The 17,735-nt window shown below is 52.9% G+C and carries 17 protein-coding genes and 2 pseudogenes; 11 read left to right on the plus strand and 8 right to left on the minus strand.

The features are described 5' to 3' along the window. Positions 1 to 212 precede the first annotated feature (212 nt). The gene (locus KBY08_RS15105) at positions 213 to 503 is read left to right on the plus strand and encodes a hypothetical protein (protein ID WP_003400922.1); all 291 of its coding nucleotides are present in this window, start codon (positions 213 to 215) and stop codon (positions 501 to 503) included. 100 nt (positions 504 to 603) lie between these two features. On the opposite strand, the gene KBY08_RS15110 is transcribed toward KBY08_RS15105, so the two are convergent. Continuing rightward, on the minus strand, positions 604 to 981 hold the full coding sequence (locus KBY08_RS15110; protein WP_024659479.1) for a YceK/YidQ family lipoprotein: 378 nt from the start codon (positions 979 to 981) through the stop codon (positions 604 to 606). A 179-nt stretch (positions 982 to 1,160) separates the two neighbouring features. Here KBY08_RS15110 and KBY08_RS15115 point away from each other — a divergent pair, with 179 nt between their 5' ends. The 4 genes from KBY08_RS15115 (at position 1,161) to KBY08_RS15130 (ending at position 4,349) form a co-directional block, all read left to right on the plus strand. Continuing rightward, entirely contained in the window at positions 1,161 to 1,799 is a 639-nt protein-coding gene (locus tag KBY08_RS15115) for an isochorismatase family cysteine hydrolase (protein ID WP_096136149.1), read from the plus strand. A gap of 227 nt (positions 1,800 to 2,026) precedes the next feature. Continuing rightward, a complete protein-coding gene (locus KBY08_RS15120; RefSeq protein WP_096136150.1) occupies positions 2,027 to 3,040 on the plus strand; it encodes an isopenicillin N synthase family dioxygenase in 1,014 nt (337 codons plus the stop codon). A 1-nt stretch (position 3,041) separates the two neighbouring features. Further along, entirely contained in the window at positions 3,042 to 3,428 is a 387-nt protein-coding gene (locus KBY08_RS15125) for a glyoxalase/bleomycin resistance/dioxygenase family protein (RefSeq protein ID WP_058398285.1), read from the plus strand. Between the two features lie 147 nt (positions 3,429 to 3,575). Continuing rightward, entirely contained in the window at positions 3,576 to 4,349 is a 774-nt protein-coding gene (locus tag KBY08_RS15130; RefSeq protein ID WP_003400932.1) for a lytic polysaccharide monooxygenase auxiliary activity family 9 protein, read from the plus strand. 158 nt (positions 4,350 to 4,507) lie between these two features. On the opposite strand, the gene KBY08_RS15135 is transcribed toward KBY08_RS15130, so the two are convergent. Both KBY08_RS15135 and KBY08_RS15140 read right to left on the minus strand, forming a co-directional pair. Then, positions 4,508 to 5,539, minus strand: a complete 1,032-nt coding sequence (locus tag KBY08_RS15135; protein WP_225651166.1) for a methionine synthase — start codon at positions 5,537 to 5,539, stop codon at positions 4,508 to 4,510. Positions 5,540 to 5,566: 27 nt separating this feature from the next. Next, positions 5,567 to 6,550 carry a DUF1852 domain-containing protein gene (locus tag KBY08_RS15140; protein WP_103753852.1) on the minus strand — a complete coding sequence of 328 codons (984 nt, stop codon included), beginning with the start codon at positions 6,548 to 6,550 and terminating at the stop codon, positions 5,567 to 5,569. Between the two features lie 898 nt (positions 6,551 to 7,448). On the opposite strand from KBY08_RS15140, the pseudogene KBY08_RS15145 reads away from it, so the two are divergent. Beyond that, positions 7,449 to 7,661 (plus strand): annotated as a pseudogene (locus KBY08_RS15145) (hypothetical protein); the annotation flags it as partial. A gap of 223 nt (positions 7,662 to 7,884) precedes the next feature. Here the strand turns inward: KBY08_RS15145 and KBY08_RS15150 are convergent. The 3 genes from KBY08_RS15150 to KBY08_RS26810 all read right to left on the minus strand — a co-directional run bounded on the left by KBY08_RS15150 (position 7,885) and on the right by KBY08_RS26810 (position 10,959). After that, positions 7,885 to 9,525 (minus strand): methyl-accepting chemotaxis protein, encoded by a 1,641-nt coding sequence (locus tag KBY08_RS15150; RefSeq protein ID WP_111522278.1) that lies wholly within the window; start codon positions 9,523 to 9,525, stop codon positions 7,885 to 7,887. 78 nt (positions 9,526 to 9,603) lie between these two features. Continuing rightward, positions 9,604 to 10,782 (minus strand): tyrosine recombinase XerC, encoded by a 1,179-nt coding sequence (xerC, locus tag KBY08_RS15155; RefSeq protein ID WP_225651167.1) that lies wholly within the window; start codon positions 10,780 to 10,782, stop codon positions 9,604 to 9,606. Further along, positions 10,783 to 10,959, minus strand: a complete 177-nt coding sequence (locus tag KBY08_RS26810) for a DUF4224 domain-containing protein (protein ID WP_225651170.1) — start codon at positions 10,957 to 10,959, stop codon at positions 10,783 to 10,785. A gap of 12 nt (positions 10,960 to 10,971) precedes the next feature. Here KBY08_RS26810 and KBY08_RS15165 point away from each other — a divergent pair, with 12 nt between their 5' ends. Next, positions 10,972 to 11,160, plus strand: a complete 189-nt coding sequence (locus KBY08_RS15165; protein ID WP_111522276.1) for a hypothetical protein — start codon at positions 10,972 to 10,974, stop codon at positions 11,158 to 11,160. Positions 11,161 to 11,376: 216 nt separating this feature from the next. After that, a complete protein-coding gene (locus KBY08_RS15170; protein WP_111522275.1) occupies positions 11,377 to 11,742 on the plus strand; it encodes a hypothetical protein in 366 nt (121 codons plus the stop codon). Between the two features lie 368 nt (positions 11,743 to 12,110). Here KBY08_RS15170 and KBY08_RS15175 read toward each other — a convergent pair. Beyond that, positions 12,111 to 14,224: pseudogene (locus KBY08_RS15175) on the minus strand (DNA cytosine methyltransferase). A 115-nt stretch (positions 14,225 to 14,339) separates the two neighbouring features. On the opposite strand from KBY08_RS15175, the gene KBY08_RS15180 reads away from it, so the two are divergent. After that, complete coding sequence (locus KBY08_RS15180; protein WP_111522274.1) at positions 14,340 to 14,888, plus strand: hypothetical protein; 549 nt, start codon at positions 14,340 to 14,342, stop codon at positions 14,886 to 14,888. Here KBY08_RS15180 and KBY08_RS15185 read toward each other — a convergent pair. After that, the gene (locus KBY08_RS15185) at positions 14,878 to 15,990 is read right to left on the minus strand and encodes a DNA-methyltransferase (protein ID WP_111522273.1); all 1,113 of its coding nucleotides are present in this window, start codon (positions 15,988 to 15,990) and stop codon (positions 14,878 to 14,880) included. The genes KBY08_RS15180 and KBY08_RS15185 overlap by 11 nt on opposite strands. 79 nt (positions 15,991 to 16,069) lie before the next feature. Between KBY08_RS15185 and KBY08_RS15190 the strand changes: the two genes are divergently transcribed. Next, on the plus strand, positions 16,070 to 16,642 hold the full coding sequence (locus KBY08_RS15190; RefSeq protein WP_146258842.1) for a hypothetical protein: 573 nt from the start codon (positions 16,070 to 16,072) through the stop codon (positions 16,640 to 16,642). A 173-nt stretch (positions 16,643 to 16,815) separates the two neighbouring features. Further along, entirely contained in the window at positions 16,816 to 17,526 is a 711-nt protein-coding gene (locus KBY08_RS15195) for a hypothetical protein (RefSeq protein WP_111522271.1), read from the plus strand. Positions 17,527 to 17,735: the final 209 nt, after the last annotated feature.

A 17,735-nucleotide genomic window follows, 5' to 3' on the forward strand; every position in this document is an offset into this window, starting at 1 on the left:
GCTACAGGCTCTTTGTTCGCATTCTGCCCGTGGTCATAGCAAGGGTAATTCGCTCGGGAATTACCCCTACCGTGCGATCGTTATCCGCTGAAACTGGCTTGATAGGCGATTGAAAGCTGGCGTGAGTTGCTGGAGTGGTCTATTAATTTTATGTGTGTCTTAACGAGGGCTCAGCCTTGGTCGGTAGAATTTCTGATTCAGAACTTCATGAAATGCGGATTCGCAAGTTGCAGAACGACATCGCTGATTCAGAGCGCCTCGGGATGCAGGTGAAATTCATGCACCTGTCCGCCCTGACGCCCACCAGTCGGGAGCAGCATATCGAACGACATGGCGAGTTGTTCACGGGGCAGCAGATGCTCGATTGGTGGGCAGAGGGGGATAACCGCGTGCGCTGTCGATGCGCATGCACCCCGGTACTTCTGGACAGGCAGGGCAAGCCAATGACGCCTGACCTGATCGCGAATGCCAAGCAGGCGCTGAAGGCCTTCAAGCTTTCCTGAGCTTTCGTTGATGCTTTACGCAATGGACGAGTGGGGTACCCGTGTACTTTGCTCTTGTCGGGGAGTGGAACGCGAGGGGTTCCAAAACCTGGCTCAGCCGCTATTTAAAGCGGCTTGCGTTGATGTAGCCGTATTGGTTTTGCTGGTAAATCGTGTAGGGCAGGAGCAACGTATCCGCGATGCCTGATAAGCCCATGTCCAGTAAAACCCACTCAGGCGCATTGGTCTTCTGATAAGCGCTACTCTGTTTGGGCTCGGCGTTCAATTCACAGAAATCGAGCATAACCCCGCTGTAAACGCGCGGAATAGAGGAGCAACTTGATTTCCAGTCAGTGAGCTTTTCACCTGCGACGGAATCGGGTCTAAACGTGGTGTTGATTGTTCCGCACCCCGTCAAGGCAAGTGCCAGCAGTAGCATGCCATGGGTTTTTCGATGAAACCTGCCTGACGGTTTTTGCTCTACGAAACTTGGCTTCATAACAACGTTCCTTGTATTTTCGATGCGTTTAGGACGGCGGTTCAGGCGCATGAGGCACATACGTTGTAATGCCGCGTGAATGGTGCACAGTTCTTCCTTGCAGATGCTCTGGAGACAGACAGCACGATTATTGCTTGGCATGGCTACCCAGCCTGTCAGGCTCAATCGAGGTAAGTCCCATGAGCAAACCCCTTGTCCGCTGGCCGATCAATCCGCTCAGAACGGCGGTCATCGTTGTAGACATGCAAAAGGTATTTTGTGAGCCCAGCGGGGCGTTGTACGTAAAAAGTACTGCGGACATCGTCCAGCCTATCCAGATGCTGCTGCAAACCGCACGGGCTGCTCGGGTGACGGTGGCTTATCTTCGCCATATCGTGCGCGGCGATGGTTCTGACACCGGGCGCATGCGCGATCTTTATCCGAATGTGGACCAGATACTGGCACGGCATGATCCGGACGTTGAGGTCATCGAAGCGCTCGCGCCTCGGCCCGGTGATGTGATTGTCGACAAGCTGTTTTACAGCGGCTTTCATAACACGGACCTGGACACTGTGCTGCGTGCGCGGGATGTCGACACCATCATCGTCTGCGGTACGGTCACCAATGTGTGTTGTGAAACCACGATCAGAGACGGCGTGCATCGTGAGTACAAAGTCATCGCGCTGAGCGACGCCAATGCTGCGATGGACTACCCGGACGTCGGGTTCGGCGCTGTTTCAGCTGAAGAAGTTCAGCGAATATCCCTGACGACGATTGCCTATGAGTTCGGTGAAGTAACGACGACCGCCGACGTCATCCAGCGTATTGCAAGCGCCTGAAAAAAGCGGGGCGAATGTGCGCAATCCTGGCCCGTTTTGTCATACCTGTGCATTCAAACCATGCGTTCTGTTTCAGACCGTTTGATCCGGCTTTAACCGTCGAAACAGCTAACTGCTTGTATGAACGATGAATTCTTCCAGTGGCATGCTTTCTGCTCCTGCCTCGCTGACCTTCACCCTTGTCGGTGAGCCTTTCCAGCAGCGTTTCAGCGAGAGGAAACAGCCGTATGACTCTGCACTATGTGCCCATTATCAACCTGGCTCCCTATTTTTCAGAAGACCCGGACGGCAAGGCTGCCGTAGCCAGGGCAGTCAATCAGGCGTGTCGGGATATCGGGTTTCTGGTCATCACCGAGCACCAGATTCCCGGAGAACTTATCGAAAGGGTCTCGTGTTTGACCCGGCAATTTTTTGATTTGCCGCTGGCGGAAAAGCGCAAGGTTGATCGGCCCAGCCCGGAAATGGTGCGTGGTTACAGCGCCGTGGCCGAGGAGAGCCTTTCCTATTCTCTGGAGGAAAGTGCGCCGGGGGATCTCAAGGAGTCTTTCTCCATCGGGCCGAGCGATGTGCCGGATGAAGATTATTATCACAATGCTCAGGCGGGGTCGCACTTCGCACCGAATGTCTGGCCTGCGCAAGACCTGCTGCCCGGATTCAAGGAAGCTTATCAGGCCTATTTCGATGCCATGAGCGAATTGGCTCAATCGTTGATGCGCTTGTTTGCCCTGGCATTGGAACTGGATGAGTGTTTTTTCGATGACAAGATCGACCGGCATATCAGCATGTTCCGCAGCCTGAGTTATCCGGATATCAAGACTGAAGTCGAGGCTGGCCAGTTACGCGCCAGTGCGCATACCGACTACGGCAGTCTGACTATAGTGCGCCCTGATAACGCGCTGGGCGGCTTGCAAGTACGTAATCGCCAGGGCGAGTGGGTCGATGTGCCGTATGTCGAGAATGGTTTTGTGGTCAACATTGGCGACCTGATGATGCAGTGGACCAACGATCAGTGGATTTCCACGCTGCACCGAGTGGTCAATCCACCGATGACCAGCGAGCAGGACAACCGCCGACAGTCTCTGGTGTTCTTCCACCAACCGAACTACGACACGTTGATTCAATGCCTGCCAGGTTGCCTGCAGCCTGGCGCCACGCCTCGGCATGCGCCGGTTACATCAGGCGATCATTTGCTGTCCAAGTTCGTCAAGCAGACCACTTTTGGCGGCAGCAAGGTGGCCTGACATGAGCACACTTTCATACGTCAACGTGTTCGCGCAGGACATCGTCCGCCTGAGCACCTTCTACTCGAACCTGTTCGGCTTTCGCGAAATCGAGGCCATCAGGTCACCGATCTTTCGCGGACTGGACACCGGCAAGTCCTGTATTGGTTTCAACGCACTGGATGCGTACGAGCTGCTTGGCCTGGAGGCGTTTGCAGGCAGCACGGGGTGCAGGTTCTTGCTCAACATCGACGTGTCCGACCAGGCCGAGGTGGACCGACTGGTGCCGCTGGCGGTAGCGCAGGGCGCAATACTGGTCAAGGAACCGTACTTGACCTATTACAACTGGTATCAGGCCGTGCTGCTGGACCCCGAGCAGAACGTCTTTCGCATTAACGTGATGCGCTGAAAAGTTGCTGTCGAGCATGGAGTGGAGAGGGGGCTGGCGCGGCCAGACAGGCTCCTCTGTTTCAGACATTTATCGAAAAATCTACTGGCTGAACTGCTAGCTATCCCGTCCGTGAAAGCAGGTCTTCAATTGTGCAACAGGCAAGGCATGCCTGATTCAATAATTGAGGATATGGACATGAATGAATCTGCTAGCGCACAACCCAGACACGGTATGGTAACCAGTCCCGAATCCCGTGGTTCTTATGCCATATCCAAAGGGCTGTTGCTGGAGTGGGAGGTGGTCGCTATGGAAGGAGGCAAAAACTTTCCAGACGAGACATTTGGTCTTGCGCACGACTTCCCTGGCGTCGATGAGCCTATTAATCTCGATCCGCCTGCGTCAGCGCCGCCGCTTGCCAACCCGCCACCAGACGGACTCATACTGAGCGGGGGGCAAGATGATCGGCGTAAATGCTTGAACCTGACGGATGTCGGGATCATTGAGGAAATAACGCAAAAAGGTCATGGTGCGGCTGAAAAGTGGCCTCGGTTGAGCGTTGCGGGTGGAGACGAGTTTGAAGTTAGATGGGCGTACCATGCCGTACATGTCACACGCGGCTACCGGTGGTTTATTACCAAAGACGGCTGGGATGAAAGCAAACCCATTACGCGGGAAGCCTTCCAGGGAAAGAACTACGTCAGTGATAACCACTTCAAAGCGGACGGTCAAGACGGATTGATGTGGAGCGATATCTCGCCGTTGAGTCCTTTTGATAAACACCGGGATGAGCTTCAGCCCGCAGAGATTACAAAAGCAACATTACCCAGCGATAAACACGGACATCATGTCATTCTTCTTGCCTGGATCGTCGCCGAAACCGATAAAGCGTTTTATCAGGCGTTTGATGTCGATTTTGATGTGCCCGTGTCTGGAAAATGAGGCGGTAGATGTGAAGGGCAGGGTGCAAGCGTCCAGCGAAGCGTTGGCCATGCTTGTTCTGCATAAGGAATAGATGATCAGAAAGCCCGGCTTCAGCGCCGGGCTTTTTTGTGCAAGCCAGGCCTGAGTATCGCCTACTGACTTGCGTACGTAGCCGATCACTGGCTCAAGGGTTCTTTGCGCACGATGTCTGCCCCTGCACTTAACGCGCGCAGCTTGCCGCTGGCGACATGACGAGGGAGGGGGGCCATTCCGCAGTTGGTGCACGGATAGAGTTTGTCGGCATCGACGAATTGAAGCGCTCTCCTCAGCGTGTTGGCGACTTCCTCAGGCGTTTCAATGGTATGGCTTGCCACATCAATGGCCCCTACCATCACTTTCTTGCCTCGGATGAGTTCCAGCAGATCCATAGGGACGCGCGAGTTGTGACATTCCAATGAGATGATGTCGATGCTGGAATTTTGCAGTCTGGGAAAGGCCTCTTCGTACTGCCGCCATTCCGAACCCAGCGTTTTTTTCCAGTCGGTATTCGCCTTGATGCCGTAGCCATAGCAAATATGCACGGCCGTTTCACATTTAAGCCCTTCAACTGCCCTTTCCAAGGTGGCGACGCCCCAGTCGTTCACCTCATCAAAAAACACGTTGAATGCAGGCTCATCAAACTGAATGATATCAACCCCGGCAGCCTCCAGTTCTTTGGCCTCCTGGTTGAGGATTTTGGCAAACTCCCAAGCCAGTTTTTCACGATTTCTGTAATGGGCATCGTAGAGGGTGTCAATCATCGTCATTGGCCCGGGCAAGGCCCACTTGATAGGCTGTCTGGTTTGCCGGCGTAGAAATTTTGCGTCTTCAACAAAAACCGGCGCTCGGCGAGCGACAGCGCCCACGACCGTTGGCACGCTCGCATCGTAGCGGTCACGAATTCTAACGGTCTCGCGCTGTTCAAAATCGACGCCGTCGAGATGCTCAATAAATGTAGTTACAAAATGCTGGCGCGTTTGTTCACCGTCGCTGACGATATCAATATTGGCCAGTTGTTGTTCTTGCAGCGACAAACGTAACGCATCTTGCTTGCCTTCAACCAGTTCTTTCCCTTGCAATTTCCACGGTGACCAGAGCGTCTCAGGTTGTGCAAGCCACGAAGGTTTAGGCAAACTGCCAGCAGTGGAGGTGGGCAAAAGTTTTTTCATGAAAAATCAACCTTGGTTTTTAAATGATCAAAGAATACAGCTTGCGGACCACTGATCCAGAAGGGGCTGATAGGGTTTGATAAAGTGCTCTTCAACAAATTTCCCTTGCTTTATAGCCAGCTGACTTCGCTCCTCGCGGTCGTACACAATGCGGGTCAATGAGTAATCGTTATTTTTCAAGCTAGGCTGATAGATTTTTCCTGCCGTTGAATTTGCGTTATAGATCTCAGGGCGATAAATTTTCTGGAAGGTGTCCATCGTGCTGATGGTGCTAATAAGCTCCAGATTGGTGTAGTCATCCAGCAAATCGTCCGAGAAATAAAACGCCAGAGGCGCAACGCTGTTCGGGGGCATGAAATAGCGAACCTTTAAGCCCATTTTCATGAAATATTCATCCGTCAACGAGTATTCATCCTGCTGGTATTCATACCCTAAAACAGGATGCTGATTCTCGGTCCGGTGGTAGGTCCTGGCGCTCGATACACTCAGGCAGATAACAGGAGGTTTGTCAAAATGCGCTTTGTAGCTGGTTGAATTGACAAAGCTTTTGTAGAGCTTTCCGTGCAGATCTCCGAAATCTTCTGGCGTGCTGAGCCCGGACTGGTTTTTCTTGTGCTCTGGTAATCTCACGCTGAAATCATAGTCTCGCACGTAGGAAGAGAAGTTATTTCCTACCATTCCGTTAATATGCGTATTGGTTTTTCGGTCAATGATCGTTGTCTTCAAAACCTCAATTAACGGAATAGCAGAGTGATCACCTTCAGCATCGATATTCATTTCCGCAGAGACAATGTTCAGCGCCAGCGTATAACGATCGCCTTTAGGGTTGTCCCAGTGCGCCAGGGCATTGAAGCGATTGTCGATCATCTTCAAGGTATTACGTAAATTCTCTCGGCGACTTTTTCCCCTGGCCAGGTTCGCAAAATTAGTCGTGACTCGGGTAGTGTCTGAGGGTGAGTAATTCTCATCAAAACAAGTACACTTGATAGAAAATGTGAATTCTTTTTTCATCTAGGCTTGGCATCCTTCCTTACGAGGCAACGCCCGGATAGGCGTCTTGCCCCTTTTAGCGTTGACTGATGTCTGTGTCTTCGATCAGCAGCCGTTATTCTGCTGAGGGTGAAGAGCTGTAGGGATTTTAGGTCGGTTGCCTACATGAACAAAAACGAATTGATTTCAATAAATCATTAGTCACGCTCATGATTGCCCTAAGGGTATGCAGGTCTCTGGGAGGGGGGATCGGTCAATATTCAGCGTGGTCGATGCTGATGGTGAGTGATTCTCGATGTCTGCATGGACAGACAGATTTTGGCGAGGTCATGGAAAGCACCACAAGTCAGGATGAGGTCTGCGGCCCGCGCAATTGATGTATCGATCGCCCAAGCCCAGTCTCACGGCTTGGCTTTTCCATGCCTGCGATTTACTCAGATCCCTCGGGACGTCTGGTTACCAAGTTCAGCGAGGGCCTTATTCGTACCTATTTTCCCTGTGCAACAGTCGGCTTAGTGTCTTTTACGCGTGATGGCGCTTTGATATTGCTCTGGTGTGTGTTAATAAATCCTTTCCGAGGTTTGGAGGGGAGATTCACATGAAACCCGATTCACTTAGGATTAAGCATTTATTGAACCTGCTCCCGAGTTACGCTGCTTCTAGCGGGATTCATCTTGATGATCTTCTTGAAAAGTGGAGATCATCCAGTGGAAATATGACGAGACCCCTAGAGGAAGCTGAGTTTTTCTATCTGGCAAACCGCTGTGTTGATTCAGGCCTTTTTTTAGTTTCTAGGGATTGGGTTATCCAGATAACTCGATCCGGTCAAGATTATCTCGATCCCAAGACGAAAAAATTTGGTCGGGTTAACTGAGCCATTTTCTTCTGACAGGGCTCGCCCTACTGGCGGGTCTTTTTTATGTCAGGGGTAAAGAGGGATCCGAGCGACCTTGGCCCAGACAAAGCTACTTGGCTGACCGGGCGGTACAGGCACAATCCTGCTGGGTGACTTCTTGTGGTTGAGAAAAGCCCTCTCCAAGGATGCGGCCGATCGCGACATGGACGTGCCGATATCGACACCGTCCGCAGGCTTAACGAACTGATCGACTCCGAACTGGTGATCCGCAAAAAAAGGATGGAGGGGCTTTGGTGTAGTCGCTGATCGGTATTCGCTCCTGGATGTATTCGCATGGGATGACAATGCTGTCTGGGGGCGATGTGATTTCAGACCAGACTCGCGGCGTGCAGTCCTCGCGCCTTAAGTGAGGCGGAAGATCTGTGCGCAAGCACATAGGCATCTGAATGCGCTATTGTCAGATGCCTACTATACACACACGCGTTCTGATCAACTTTATTCAGGTCTTGAACTTATTGACCAATACTCCAAATGAGGCGGCAAGTCGAGAAAGCTCTGCACTCGAGGCATTGGTTTGGTGTGCGCCAGTTGCAGTCTGAGTGGAGATATCTTGAATATTAACCAGGTTTCGGTCCACCTCTCGAGCTACGTGAGCTTGCTCTTCGGCGGCGCTTGCGATCACGAGATTTTTCTCATTAATCATTGAGACCCCTTCGGTGATTCTGTCTAGCGCGTGACCTGCCTGAACCGCTTGATCACGGGTTTCTCCTGCAAGGCTCCTACTGTTATTCATAGAGATCACTGCTTCATCCGCACCCGCACGAATTTGGGCCATCATAGCCTCAATGTCTGCGGTCGATGCCTGCGTTCGGTGCGCAAGGGCGCGCACTTCATCGGCGACTACCGCAAAGCCGCGACCCTGCTCGCCAGCCCTGGCTGCCTCAATTGCGGCATTCAATGCCAACAGGTTGGTTTGCTGGGCTATGGACTGAATAACTGCGAGAACGCCTGTGATCTCATTGACTCTCGTGGCGAGTACCGTGACCTTTTCAGTCGATTGAGAAATCTGCTCTGCCATAGTATTAACCGATCCAACGGCATTCTTTACTTGATCACGTCCTTCAATAGCACTGCGGCTAGTTTCTTCAGAGGACTCAGACGCGCCTGAGGCATTGCGCGCTACCTCCTCAACCGCTGCTGTCATCTCGTTAACCGCCGTAGCGGCTTGCTGGATCTCATCGTTCTGGCGTATCAGTGCTTTGGAGCTCTCCTCCGTAACTGCATTCAACTCTTCTGACGCAGAGGCCAGTTGATCAGCCGCATTGGCAATTTCTTTAACAGTATTTCTTAGGTTAACTTGCATCGTGCTTAGTGCTGATTGCAGTGTGCTGATCTCGTCATTCCCGGTGACATCAATTTGTTGAGAAAGGTCGCCGTCGGCCACTTGTTTTGCGGTCCGTAGAGCCCCCAAAAGCGGTCGAGTGATCGAGCGTGTGACCAATAAGCCCAGAATAATTGCAGCAACAAACGCGATCACTACGCCTATGCCCAATGAACCGTATGCGGCGCTCGAAGTCTTCGCGGCTTCTATTGCGACGTCATCACTCTGGCGCTTGTTAGACGCTACCATTATCTTTAACTCATCGTTTGTTTTCTTGTAGGCAGGATCCACCTCTTGTGCGAATATCTTGTTCGCGCTTTCAAGGTCACCTTTCGCCGCTAATTCGATCACGCGAGAGGATGCGTTAATGTACGCTGGCCAGTCTTTTTCAAACTGATCACCTGCCGCTCTTTCATCGTCTTCCAGAGGCGTTTGCCGATATGCATTGAAAAGTTGTTCTACTTCTTTTTGATTGTCTGCTAAGGACTTCAGCGTCTCGTCATATTTGGCTTGGTCTGCCTTTGCAAATTTATACAGCAGTGCGCGGTGCAAGTCGCGATAATGCGCTATCGCATTTGAGCGTGCATTACTCGTGTTGTACACAGATACGAGGTTGTTATTGACGATCCCATCTACGCTGTTTTTGAGGCCTGTGATACCCGTGTATCCGACAAGGCCGACACCTAGTGTGACAACTGCGCATACCACAAACGCAGAAATTAGGCGCGTTGATAACATAGTGCCGCGTAAGAGATTCATCGTAGTGTAGCCTTCCTTGATTTCCCTATCCGAACTAGAAGGGTAATGCAATCGTATCGGCCAGTTACTGCCGTTCCTTCAGTGGCTGGCGACAAGCGGTTCAACCCTGCACCCGTTGTTCAAGGCAACTGTCGTTAAAACGCTGTCAAGCCACGCGCCGATCAGTATCGCTGCCCGAGCAGTGTTTACCGGGAGCGCGAGTAGTTTGGCGAGCAGTCGCCAGAAGCAATTGATCATGCTGCCACTTGGTGTTGAGCTGATATGCGCCACGGATCGTTCGCTTGAGTGAGAGCTACCATGGGCGGCGGGGTAACGCTTTTGCCGCACATGTGGACCTGCTGCGGTGACCAGAGCCAAGGTTGGTACCGATTCGCCCGCGCCGCTGACGCTCTCGGTCCCGTAATAACTGATCAGGAACGCGGCAAAGAGTTTTTTGGAATTGCTCGTCATGGGCTGGCCGTTATCCATAACGATCAGCCTGGAGGTGCGGATCCTGTGTCCTTCCTTTCTGGTCATAATGCGGTCAATGACCACCTTCAGCTCACCTGTAATTTCAATCCTCCTTTTTGCATTCGTCTTGCCTTGCTGAACCCATAGCCGGCCGTCGCGTATATCGCGCTCATCCATTTTCAGCGTGTCCGCGATCCGTTGCCCGGTCAGATAGAATAGGTCCAGAGCATCGCGCAACGGCTGTTCTGCGTGGCTGTAAACCAGAGCAAACATTTCGTCCTCGATGTAATGGTCTCGCCCAACTTCCTTGTGACCCTTGACGCCCGCGCACGGGTTGGCCAGCGCCGTGTAGCCAGCGCTCCTCGCAAAATTCCATATAGCACTCAGTAGCGCCTTCTCCCGGTTTGCTCGGACAGGAGCCGCCTTGCCTCGCTGGCGCAGGTACTGCACGACGTGTTGAGGTTCGATCGCTTCCAGCGGTGCTGGCGGATCGTCGAAGAACTTCAGAAGTTGCTTCAGCTCCCTGGCATTGTCTTTCTGTGTTGCCGGGCTTTTGGTGGGCACGACCTCAGCCATGTACTTTTCCGCGACATACGCGAAGGTCAGAACCTGCTGTACGAGGGCCGATGATGTTCGGCTCTTCTCCAGCTTGGCGTACTCGACGATCGCGATGCCATAGTCAGAGCCAGGTGGGATTTCCTTTCGCGGTGAACCTCCGATGTCATAGTAGTAATAGACGACCCCGCTGCGCTGTTTACGCTTTCTGAGGCGTGTGACGCTGTCGGGATTAATCGGCTTTCTTCCCATTTATCCCACCAGCCCTGGCTGCCATTTAGGTTTACCTATAGTCGTGGTGGTCACGGCTTCACCAGTCAGCGCCGATGCGATCACACACGGCCAGCCACTTCTTTTGATCGTGTGCCGAATCCCGTTTCGCTTTAACACGGTTATGGTCCAGGCAGCCAGCAGGAGCTGGGGCAGCACCAAGGAGAGGTCATGGAATGCACTACAACGGCGGATGAGGTTTACGGCCTACGCAACGCCAGTCTCGGCAGGCGGGCGGTGGACGGCAATATCTGGTCAGGCACAACGATGATTTTCAGAATTATCGATGACCGGGTCTACTCAATGCACGAGCAGTATCTGGGCCGGCTCAAGGTCACAACCTGGATCTCCAATTCATAACTTGCAAACCAGTTGTATGCGGGAGAGCTTTCGTTCTACTCCTTTAGGCCAAGCCGGGTTCTTCCCGATTCCACATTCATTCCGAACGATTGAGAGGGCACTAATCTCAGGTAAGACTTAGTTTTTGCTGAGATCACGGCTGACATAAACTTTACCGTTAGAGATTTCTGGTTTCCGGGTTATACTCCCGCTCTCCAAGAATGGAAGGAGAATGGCATGGGTATTTGGCGGTTGGTTGCGGGCTTAATTATATTATTAACAGGTTTGGTGCTGGCGGGGATGGCTATTTATGATGCTCGTTATTGGGCGGCTGCAGATTATTTTATAGCTGGCATATCGTCGGCAATATCAGTTGTCGTTTGGGAGGCGGGGATTTCAACACTATCCTTAACGCCCACTGTTATAGCTATGGTTTTTACTATCATCTCTGTCATTGACGTGTTTAGTTCAAGTCACGTTTTAAAACAGGAGGAAGTAAAAGCTCAGATAGATTTTTTTGAAATTATCCTGCAGTTACACACTGATCCTTCGGGGCTTGATGAGGATGAGAGAAGTCTAGCTGGTAAGGCTTTTTTTGCATGAGGGATGCAAAGTAATCGAGATTTTCTTGATTTGACGATGAATGCGAACAAGGCGCTGAGGTTGGGGCCAAATGCCACTTTGGTTGATGGTGTTGATTCAGCTTTTAATCCTGCCAAGTCAGCGCGATGCCTGGACTACTTTGATGAGCTATACAAAACATAGCCAATGTTATTTTTAAACTTTGTCAAAAAATATCCATGGCTGTTGAATAAAGATAAAGTATAAATCTAAGCCGTCCTAACGCTCGTTCGTAATGGTGGTTTGTCTCGCCCTCTATGCTAATTATCTTGCGGCTTGTGCCCGAGAAGCAGAGTAGTTGATTTGTATGAGTAAGTGTCCTGTTATAATCCTCTCTTAGAAAGTTGGCATTATGCGGCGCATGCTTTGCCTTGTACTGCGCACCATGGATCATTAGCCCTTGCTAGTGCAGCCATCGCCGGCGGGCTGACGCTGTTGCCGCACATGTGAACCTGCTGAGTTTTAGTGAACGGTTTGCCGTCGGCGCCGTGGGTAATGACGTAGTCGGCTGGGAAGCCCTGAGCCTTGTACAGCTCGGACGGCTTGAGCATCCGCAGACAGATGTCTACGATCACGTAGGGCGTGCCCTTGACCATCACGGTGACCAGAGCCAAGCGATCCTTGGTCGTGATGGTTGGTGCTGGCTCACCTGCACCGCTCACGTTCTCGGTTCCTTAATAGCTGATCAGGAATGCGGCGACGCGTAGCGCGCCTTCCTCATGCTCAGGGGACAGCTTGAGGGATACGACAGAGCTTTTACCGCCGCCACCGGCCGTAACGGTAGGCGCAGGCTCATCCAGAGGCTGGCCGACGCTGGCACCGAACTGCCGCTCCATGAACGCTGTGACCAATCCGTGGTGTTGCCCGCCGGCGCTGACGGTGTACAGCGGATCGTTCACGTCCCGTGCATCACAGTTGCCGCGTAGATGCACCAGGTTTGCGGCCAGAAGGGCGTGGTGCAGACCTGTTGTCAGGGTTGGTACCGGGCTTTCAAGGTTCGTCGGTCCGTGGCCCGTTGTGTTGGTGATCAGCGTTGCTGTCACCAGTTGCTGCTGGCTGCCAGTATTGGTGATCGTCGTCATGGGCTCGTCAGCGCCTTTGGCGTGGGTGGTGTTGAAGCCACCGTTCATCTGAGCCATGAATGCCGTGGCCACCGCTCGGTGGTTCTGAGTCATCAACGTGCCCACCGGCTGATCTGCTGCTACTGGCTTGCCTGCATAAACTGGCCCGCCAGCACCCACCAGTATCGAGCTTGTGAGCGCTTGCTTAACGCCACCGGCAACGACCGTCCCTATGTTCAATCCCCGGCACGCGGGGCTGTTGGCCTTCCCGCTCGCCGTAACCAGACTGGATCAGGGTAGGGCTGATCAGCGTCAGTTCGCCGCGGTTTGCGCACGTCACCGTTGGCAGCGGCTCAAGTTGGATCGTTGATGCGATCGCTGCCTTGGTGTGTCGCTGGCGCGATGACTGGGAGCGCCGCCTTTGGGATATGAAGTCACCGTGCGCAGCGGCTCGTTGGCCGATTGCACCGTCTCACCGGACCAGTTCGCGATCGGGATGATGAACGGGGTCGGGTTGTCGATGACGAACTTCTTCATGCCCTTGGCCACCCGCCGTAAGGTGGCCGGTGCCAGGTCTTTCTTGCGGCCAAATATGCTTTTGCCCAGGTCGGTGAAATCGATGCACTCGGCGGCGGTCTTCCAAGGCTTCTTGCCTTTGGCGGGGCGCTTGGCGTGGGTCGGCTCTGGCCACACGATCGGCTGTCCGTCGCAGCGGGCAATCATGAACAGGCGTTCCCGGCTGGTCGGCGCGCCGAAGTCGCACGCTCGGATCACACGCCACTCGACGGCATAGCCCAGGCGCTCCATCTAGGCCACGAACACCGCCCACGTCTGGCCGCGCCGGGCAAAGTCTGGCACCAGAAACTGCTGATCGACCGGTACAACCTCACCAGGTGCGGCAATGCCGCCGCCCAGCTTCACGACCCGCCCGGTCGACTTGCAACGCTTGGCTCCCAACGCCCCCCATTGCAGGATCTGCTTTGCGTTCTCCAGGCTGATGACGCGGGGCTTCTTCTTGCCTGTCCACTTCAAGCCGATCCAAGACAGGTTGCGGATCTCGCGCTTGGCGGCTGCCCGCCAGCGGCCTGGCTGTGGTGGGTGCAATCCGGGCTCATGTCGAACCAGCCCACGGCCTTGCCGCCGCATTTCGCATCCGGATCGCCGTCGAATACATCAGTCGTGAAGTGCTTCGCACCCGGGTGATTCACGGTGTGCATGCTGATCGCTGCCGGGCTGTGATTCTTGACCACGCTGACGGTGCGCCCAAGGCCCATTTACAGCCCGGTACTGGCGCCGCCTCCACCGCAGAAGAAGTCCACAACGATCTCATCGTCTTGCGGATTGAAGCCAAGGCCGTACTGGGTTTTGAAATCGAATGGGTGTTTCTTCTGGTGAGCGGACATAGTTCATCCTCGCCGGGGTGGCGTGAGTCGTTAAAGAGGTGCGAAACTGTAGGAAGTGTCGGGTTTTTGTATCCGTCTGAAACGTGATGTTCAGCAAGTATTAGGGAGTTCTAGCATGGACGGTTTTGAGAGTTTGTGGCCTTTTCCTGGACCCGTAGTGGCAGCTTTAATCGCGGGCTTTATTTCTTTCGTAGTGACCGTGCTAGCTAAGGATCAGAAGACCTCTGAGTTTCGACAAGCATGGATTGATGGGCTGAGAACCGATGTTTCGGAGTTGGCTGGAACTGCTTTCGCCATGTCGTCGGTGTTGCGGGTAAAGCATAGTCTTGGTGAGAATACGACTAAATATATTCTAGAGCGCCACGACGACTTTTTAAAAATGGAGGCTCTTGCCACAAAGATTCAACTTCGCCTAAACCCTAAAGAACATATAGAGCTAATAGCGCTACTAAAAACGTTCTCGGACCCTGACGGAACACAAGATGATAACGATAAAAATGTTGCGAATATTGTTAGCGCGATTCACGTTGAGTTAGGCTTGGAATGGAAGCGAGTTAAGAGAGGGGAACCCTCATTCAGGATTTTGAAGTGGCTGTCTTTCAGCACTATACTTGCCGGTGCCGTAGCTGGTTTAATAGTGGCGTATCGCTATTTCATACTGTAGGCGTTGTGCATACGCTTGCAAGCATGGCGTCTTCGAACACGTCCATCTGCGAAGCGCCATCCAGCCAAGCGGCGTCGATCCGGGCGCGTGCCAGTGCCGCGTATTCCGGGTTCAGCTCGCAGATGATCGACCGGCGACCTTCCTGCATCGAAACCAGCGACGTGGTACCGGCACCGCCGAATGGGTCCAGTACCACGCCACCGCGCGGCGCGCCGGCCAAGATGCAGGGCCTGATCAGGTCGGGCGGGAAGGTTGCGAAGTGGGCACCCTTATAGCCCACCGTTGGCACTGACCAGACGGAGCGCTTGTTCCGCACATCCAATGGGTAATCGCTGTCATCCAGATCAGGTCGATGAGTTCCGACTGTCTGGCCTGGAATCACCTGCTCCCGCTTCGAGTCTTCCCGCTTGAAGCTGTCCCGCCTGCTGCGCACTGCTTTCATCGGCCCATTTGTTTTGCCCGGCACTCGATCACTTCCCGCTTGATCGTCAACGTTCTGAGCTAGGCGGGCGATAGAGCTTATTGCCACCGGTTCCTTTATGGCGTCCTGGTCGTAGAAGTACCGCCGCGACTTGCTGAGCAGGAACAGGTATTCGTGAGCTTTCGTGCAGCGGTCGCGCGTGGACTCCGGCATAGGGTTTGGCTTGTGCCAGATGATGTCTTGCCGCAGATACCAGCCATCGTCCTGCAGCGCGAAGGCCATACGCCAAGGCATGCCCATCAAGTCTTTAGGCTTGTACTCGGCGTGGGTTGTCGCTTTCGATTTCCGCTGGCTCGCCATCACCTGGCGCTGGCTGATCGTCGAAACACCAACGCCCATGTCGTCCCGGCCATGCGCGCCCCAGCTACCGGCATAACTATCGCCCATGTTCACCCAAATCGTGCCGTCAGCACGCAGCACCCGGCGCACCTCGCGGAACACGTCGACCAGGCGGGCGATGAACTCTGCAGGGGTTTCCTCCAGGCCGATTTGGCCTTCTACGCCATAGTCACGCAGACCGTAGTAGGGCGGACTGGTCACGCACGTATGTACGCTTTCATCTGGCAGCGTGCGCATCATGTCGATGCAGTCGCCTACCAGTATCTGGTGGAGCTGGCTCATAATTCATTCCGAAGGGTGGCGTAAGTGGTCGAATCAGGCTATTAATCCCATGCCAAATAACTGCTCAAACGGGATATGCGTGAAAATACGTTCAGTAATTCGCTGCATTTTGGAATCGGTGGTTTTTCTAGCTTGCGCAGCTTTTCTAATTGTGGCTTTGATTTTGACTATGGCCTTCGGATTCGGTCTATCAAAATCAGAGGCTGCTTCCTGGGTGCAGGCGATAGGGGCAATAGTCTCGATTTGGGTTGCGTGGTGGATATCTGCCATTCAAGGACGGAGAGCAGCGCGCTTAGAGCGCCAGAAGATCTTAGCGAAGTGCGAAGCAATCATAGGTCTGTTGAGAAGTTTGAAAGCGGTCGTCAAGCCGGATGAAGTGGAGAACGATGGAACAAAAGCAAAAGTGCTAAAGCTCGGGCTAGAGCGAGCATCAAAAATAATGGATGCGATCGATATCTCGTCGTTGCCAGATCCCGTCTTCGTCGATTCGGTCTTCTCTGCACGTAAGGAGGTAGAGACATTGATGGCAAAGCTCAGTGGTGCGCCTTACTTAATGTCTGTGAATGGCTTGGGAGTACCTGACAGACAGAATATATTGAAAAGGCTTGACGCTCAGATTGATAATTGCATGGACGCGGTGAAAAGGCTGTGACTAGCTACATGGGATCGATAATTGGGACGTGGGAAATTATCAATCGTTTTCATCAGGAACTTTCACGACTACCTATTTTGCATTTCGTCGATAGTCGTGGAGTTAAGTCATGGATAATTTGCTGAGTGTGGGCTATAGATGATGATCGGCATAAGCCAAAAAACGGAGTTTGTATGAGGCGGAAATTGGAGTTTTGGGGTGCGTTGGGAACAGCCTTTTATTTGACGGTTATGATCACTGTCGTTGCTTTAAAGCTTGATGACTTCATCAATCTGAAGCTTAACGAACTGGGGGATTTTCTTGCTGGCGCTTTTGGTCCTATTGCATTCCTATGGCTCATCCTGGGGTTTCTGCAGCAAGGCAGAGAGTTAAAACTCAGCACAGATGCCCTGCAACTTCAGGCTGAAGAATTAAGATACTCTGTAGAGCAGCAATCAATAATGGCTGCGGCGGCCATGCAGCAGATTGAAGCACGAAAGACTGCTTTAGAGATGCAGAAACGTGAGATTGAGGAATCTATCTCTCCCATATTTAGGTTTGTAGCAGGGGCACGCTCTGGCGCTGACGGAGGTTTTACTCGAACCTCTACTCAGGTCGTAAACGAAGGTCGCGAAGTGCGCGATGTTTTGGTGACGTTTGAACCGCCAATCTCTGACGTGGGAGAAGTTGTGATTGGCAAGATACCAAAAAATTCTCCATCGCAGAATATCGTATTTTTGTTTAGCACTGACGAAGCTGGTGTTGAGGGGAGTTGTAAGGTGCTCTACCGGAGAGAGGACGGAAAGCGTGTCCGCGAAATATTTCGCTATTGGATTCCCGTTGATAATCCATTCGTTTTCATCGAGCGATGCATTCCGTTTGTCAGAGAATTTGTGGAGCCCTAATCTAATTTTATTTTAACTTATACTCGCTTTAATACCTCTCGTTAACAAGCCAGCGCTGCTTTCCGCGCCACAACCTTAAACTTGGTTTCGTGGCGCGGAATATCTGCCATTAGGGCGCAAAGCGGCCTGGCGCCAGCAGAGCTGCGTCGCCCACCTTCGCCTAAAGCACCGACTTGAACTCATGCGCGAGCTTCTCGCGCTGCACGCCC

It is taken from the genome of Pseudomonas sp. P135 (genome assembly GCF_020312125.1).
Lineage (GTDB): Bacteria > Pseudomonadota > Gammaproteobacteria > Pseudomonadales > Pseudomonadaceae > Aquipseudomonas > Aquipseudomonas fragariae.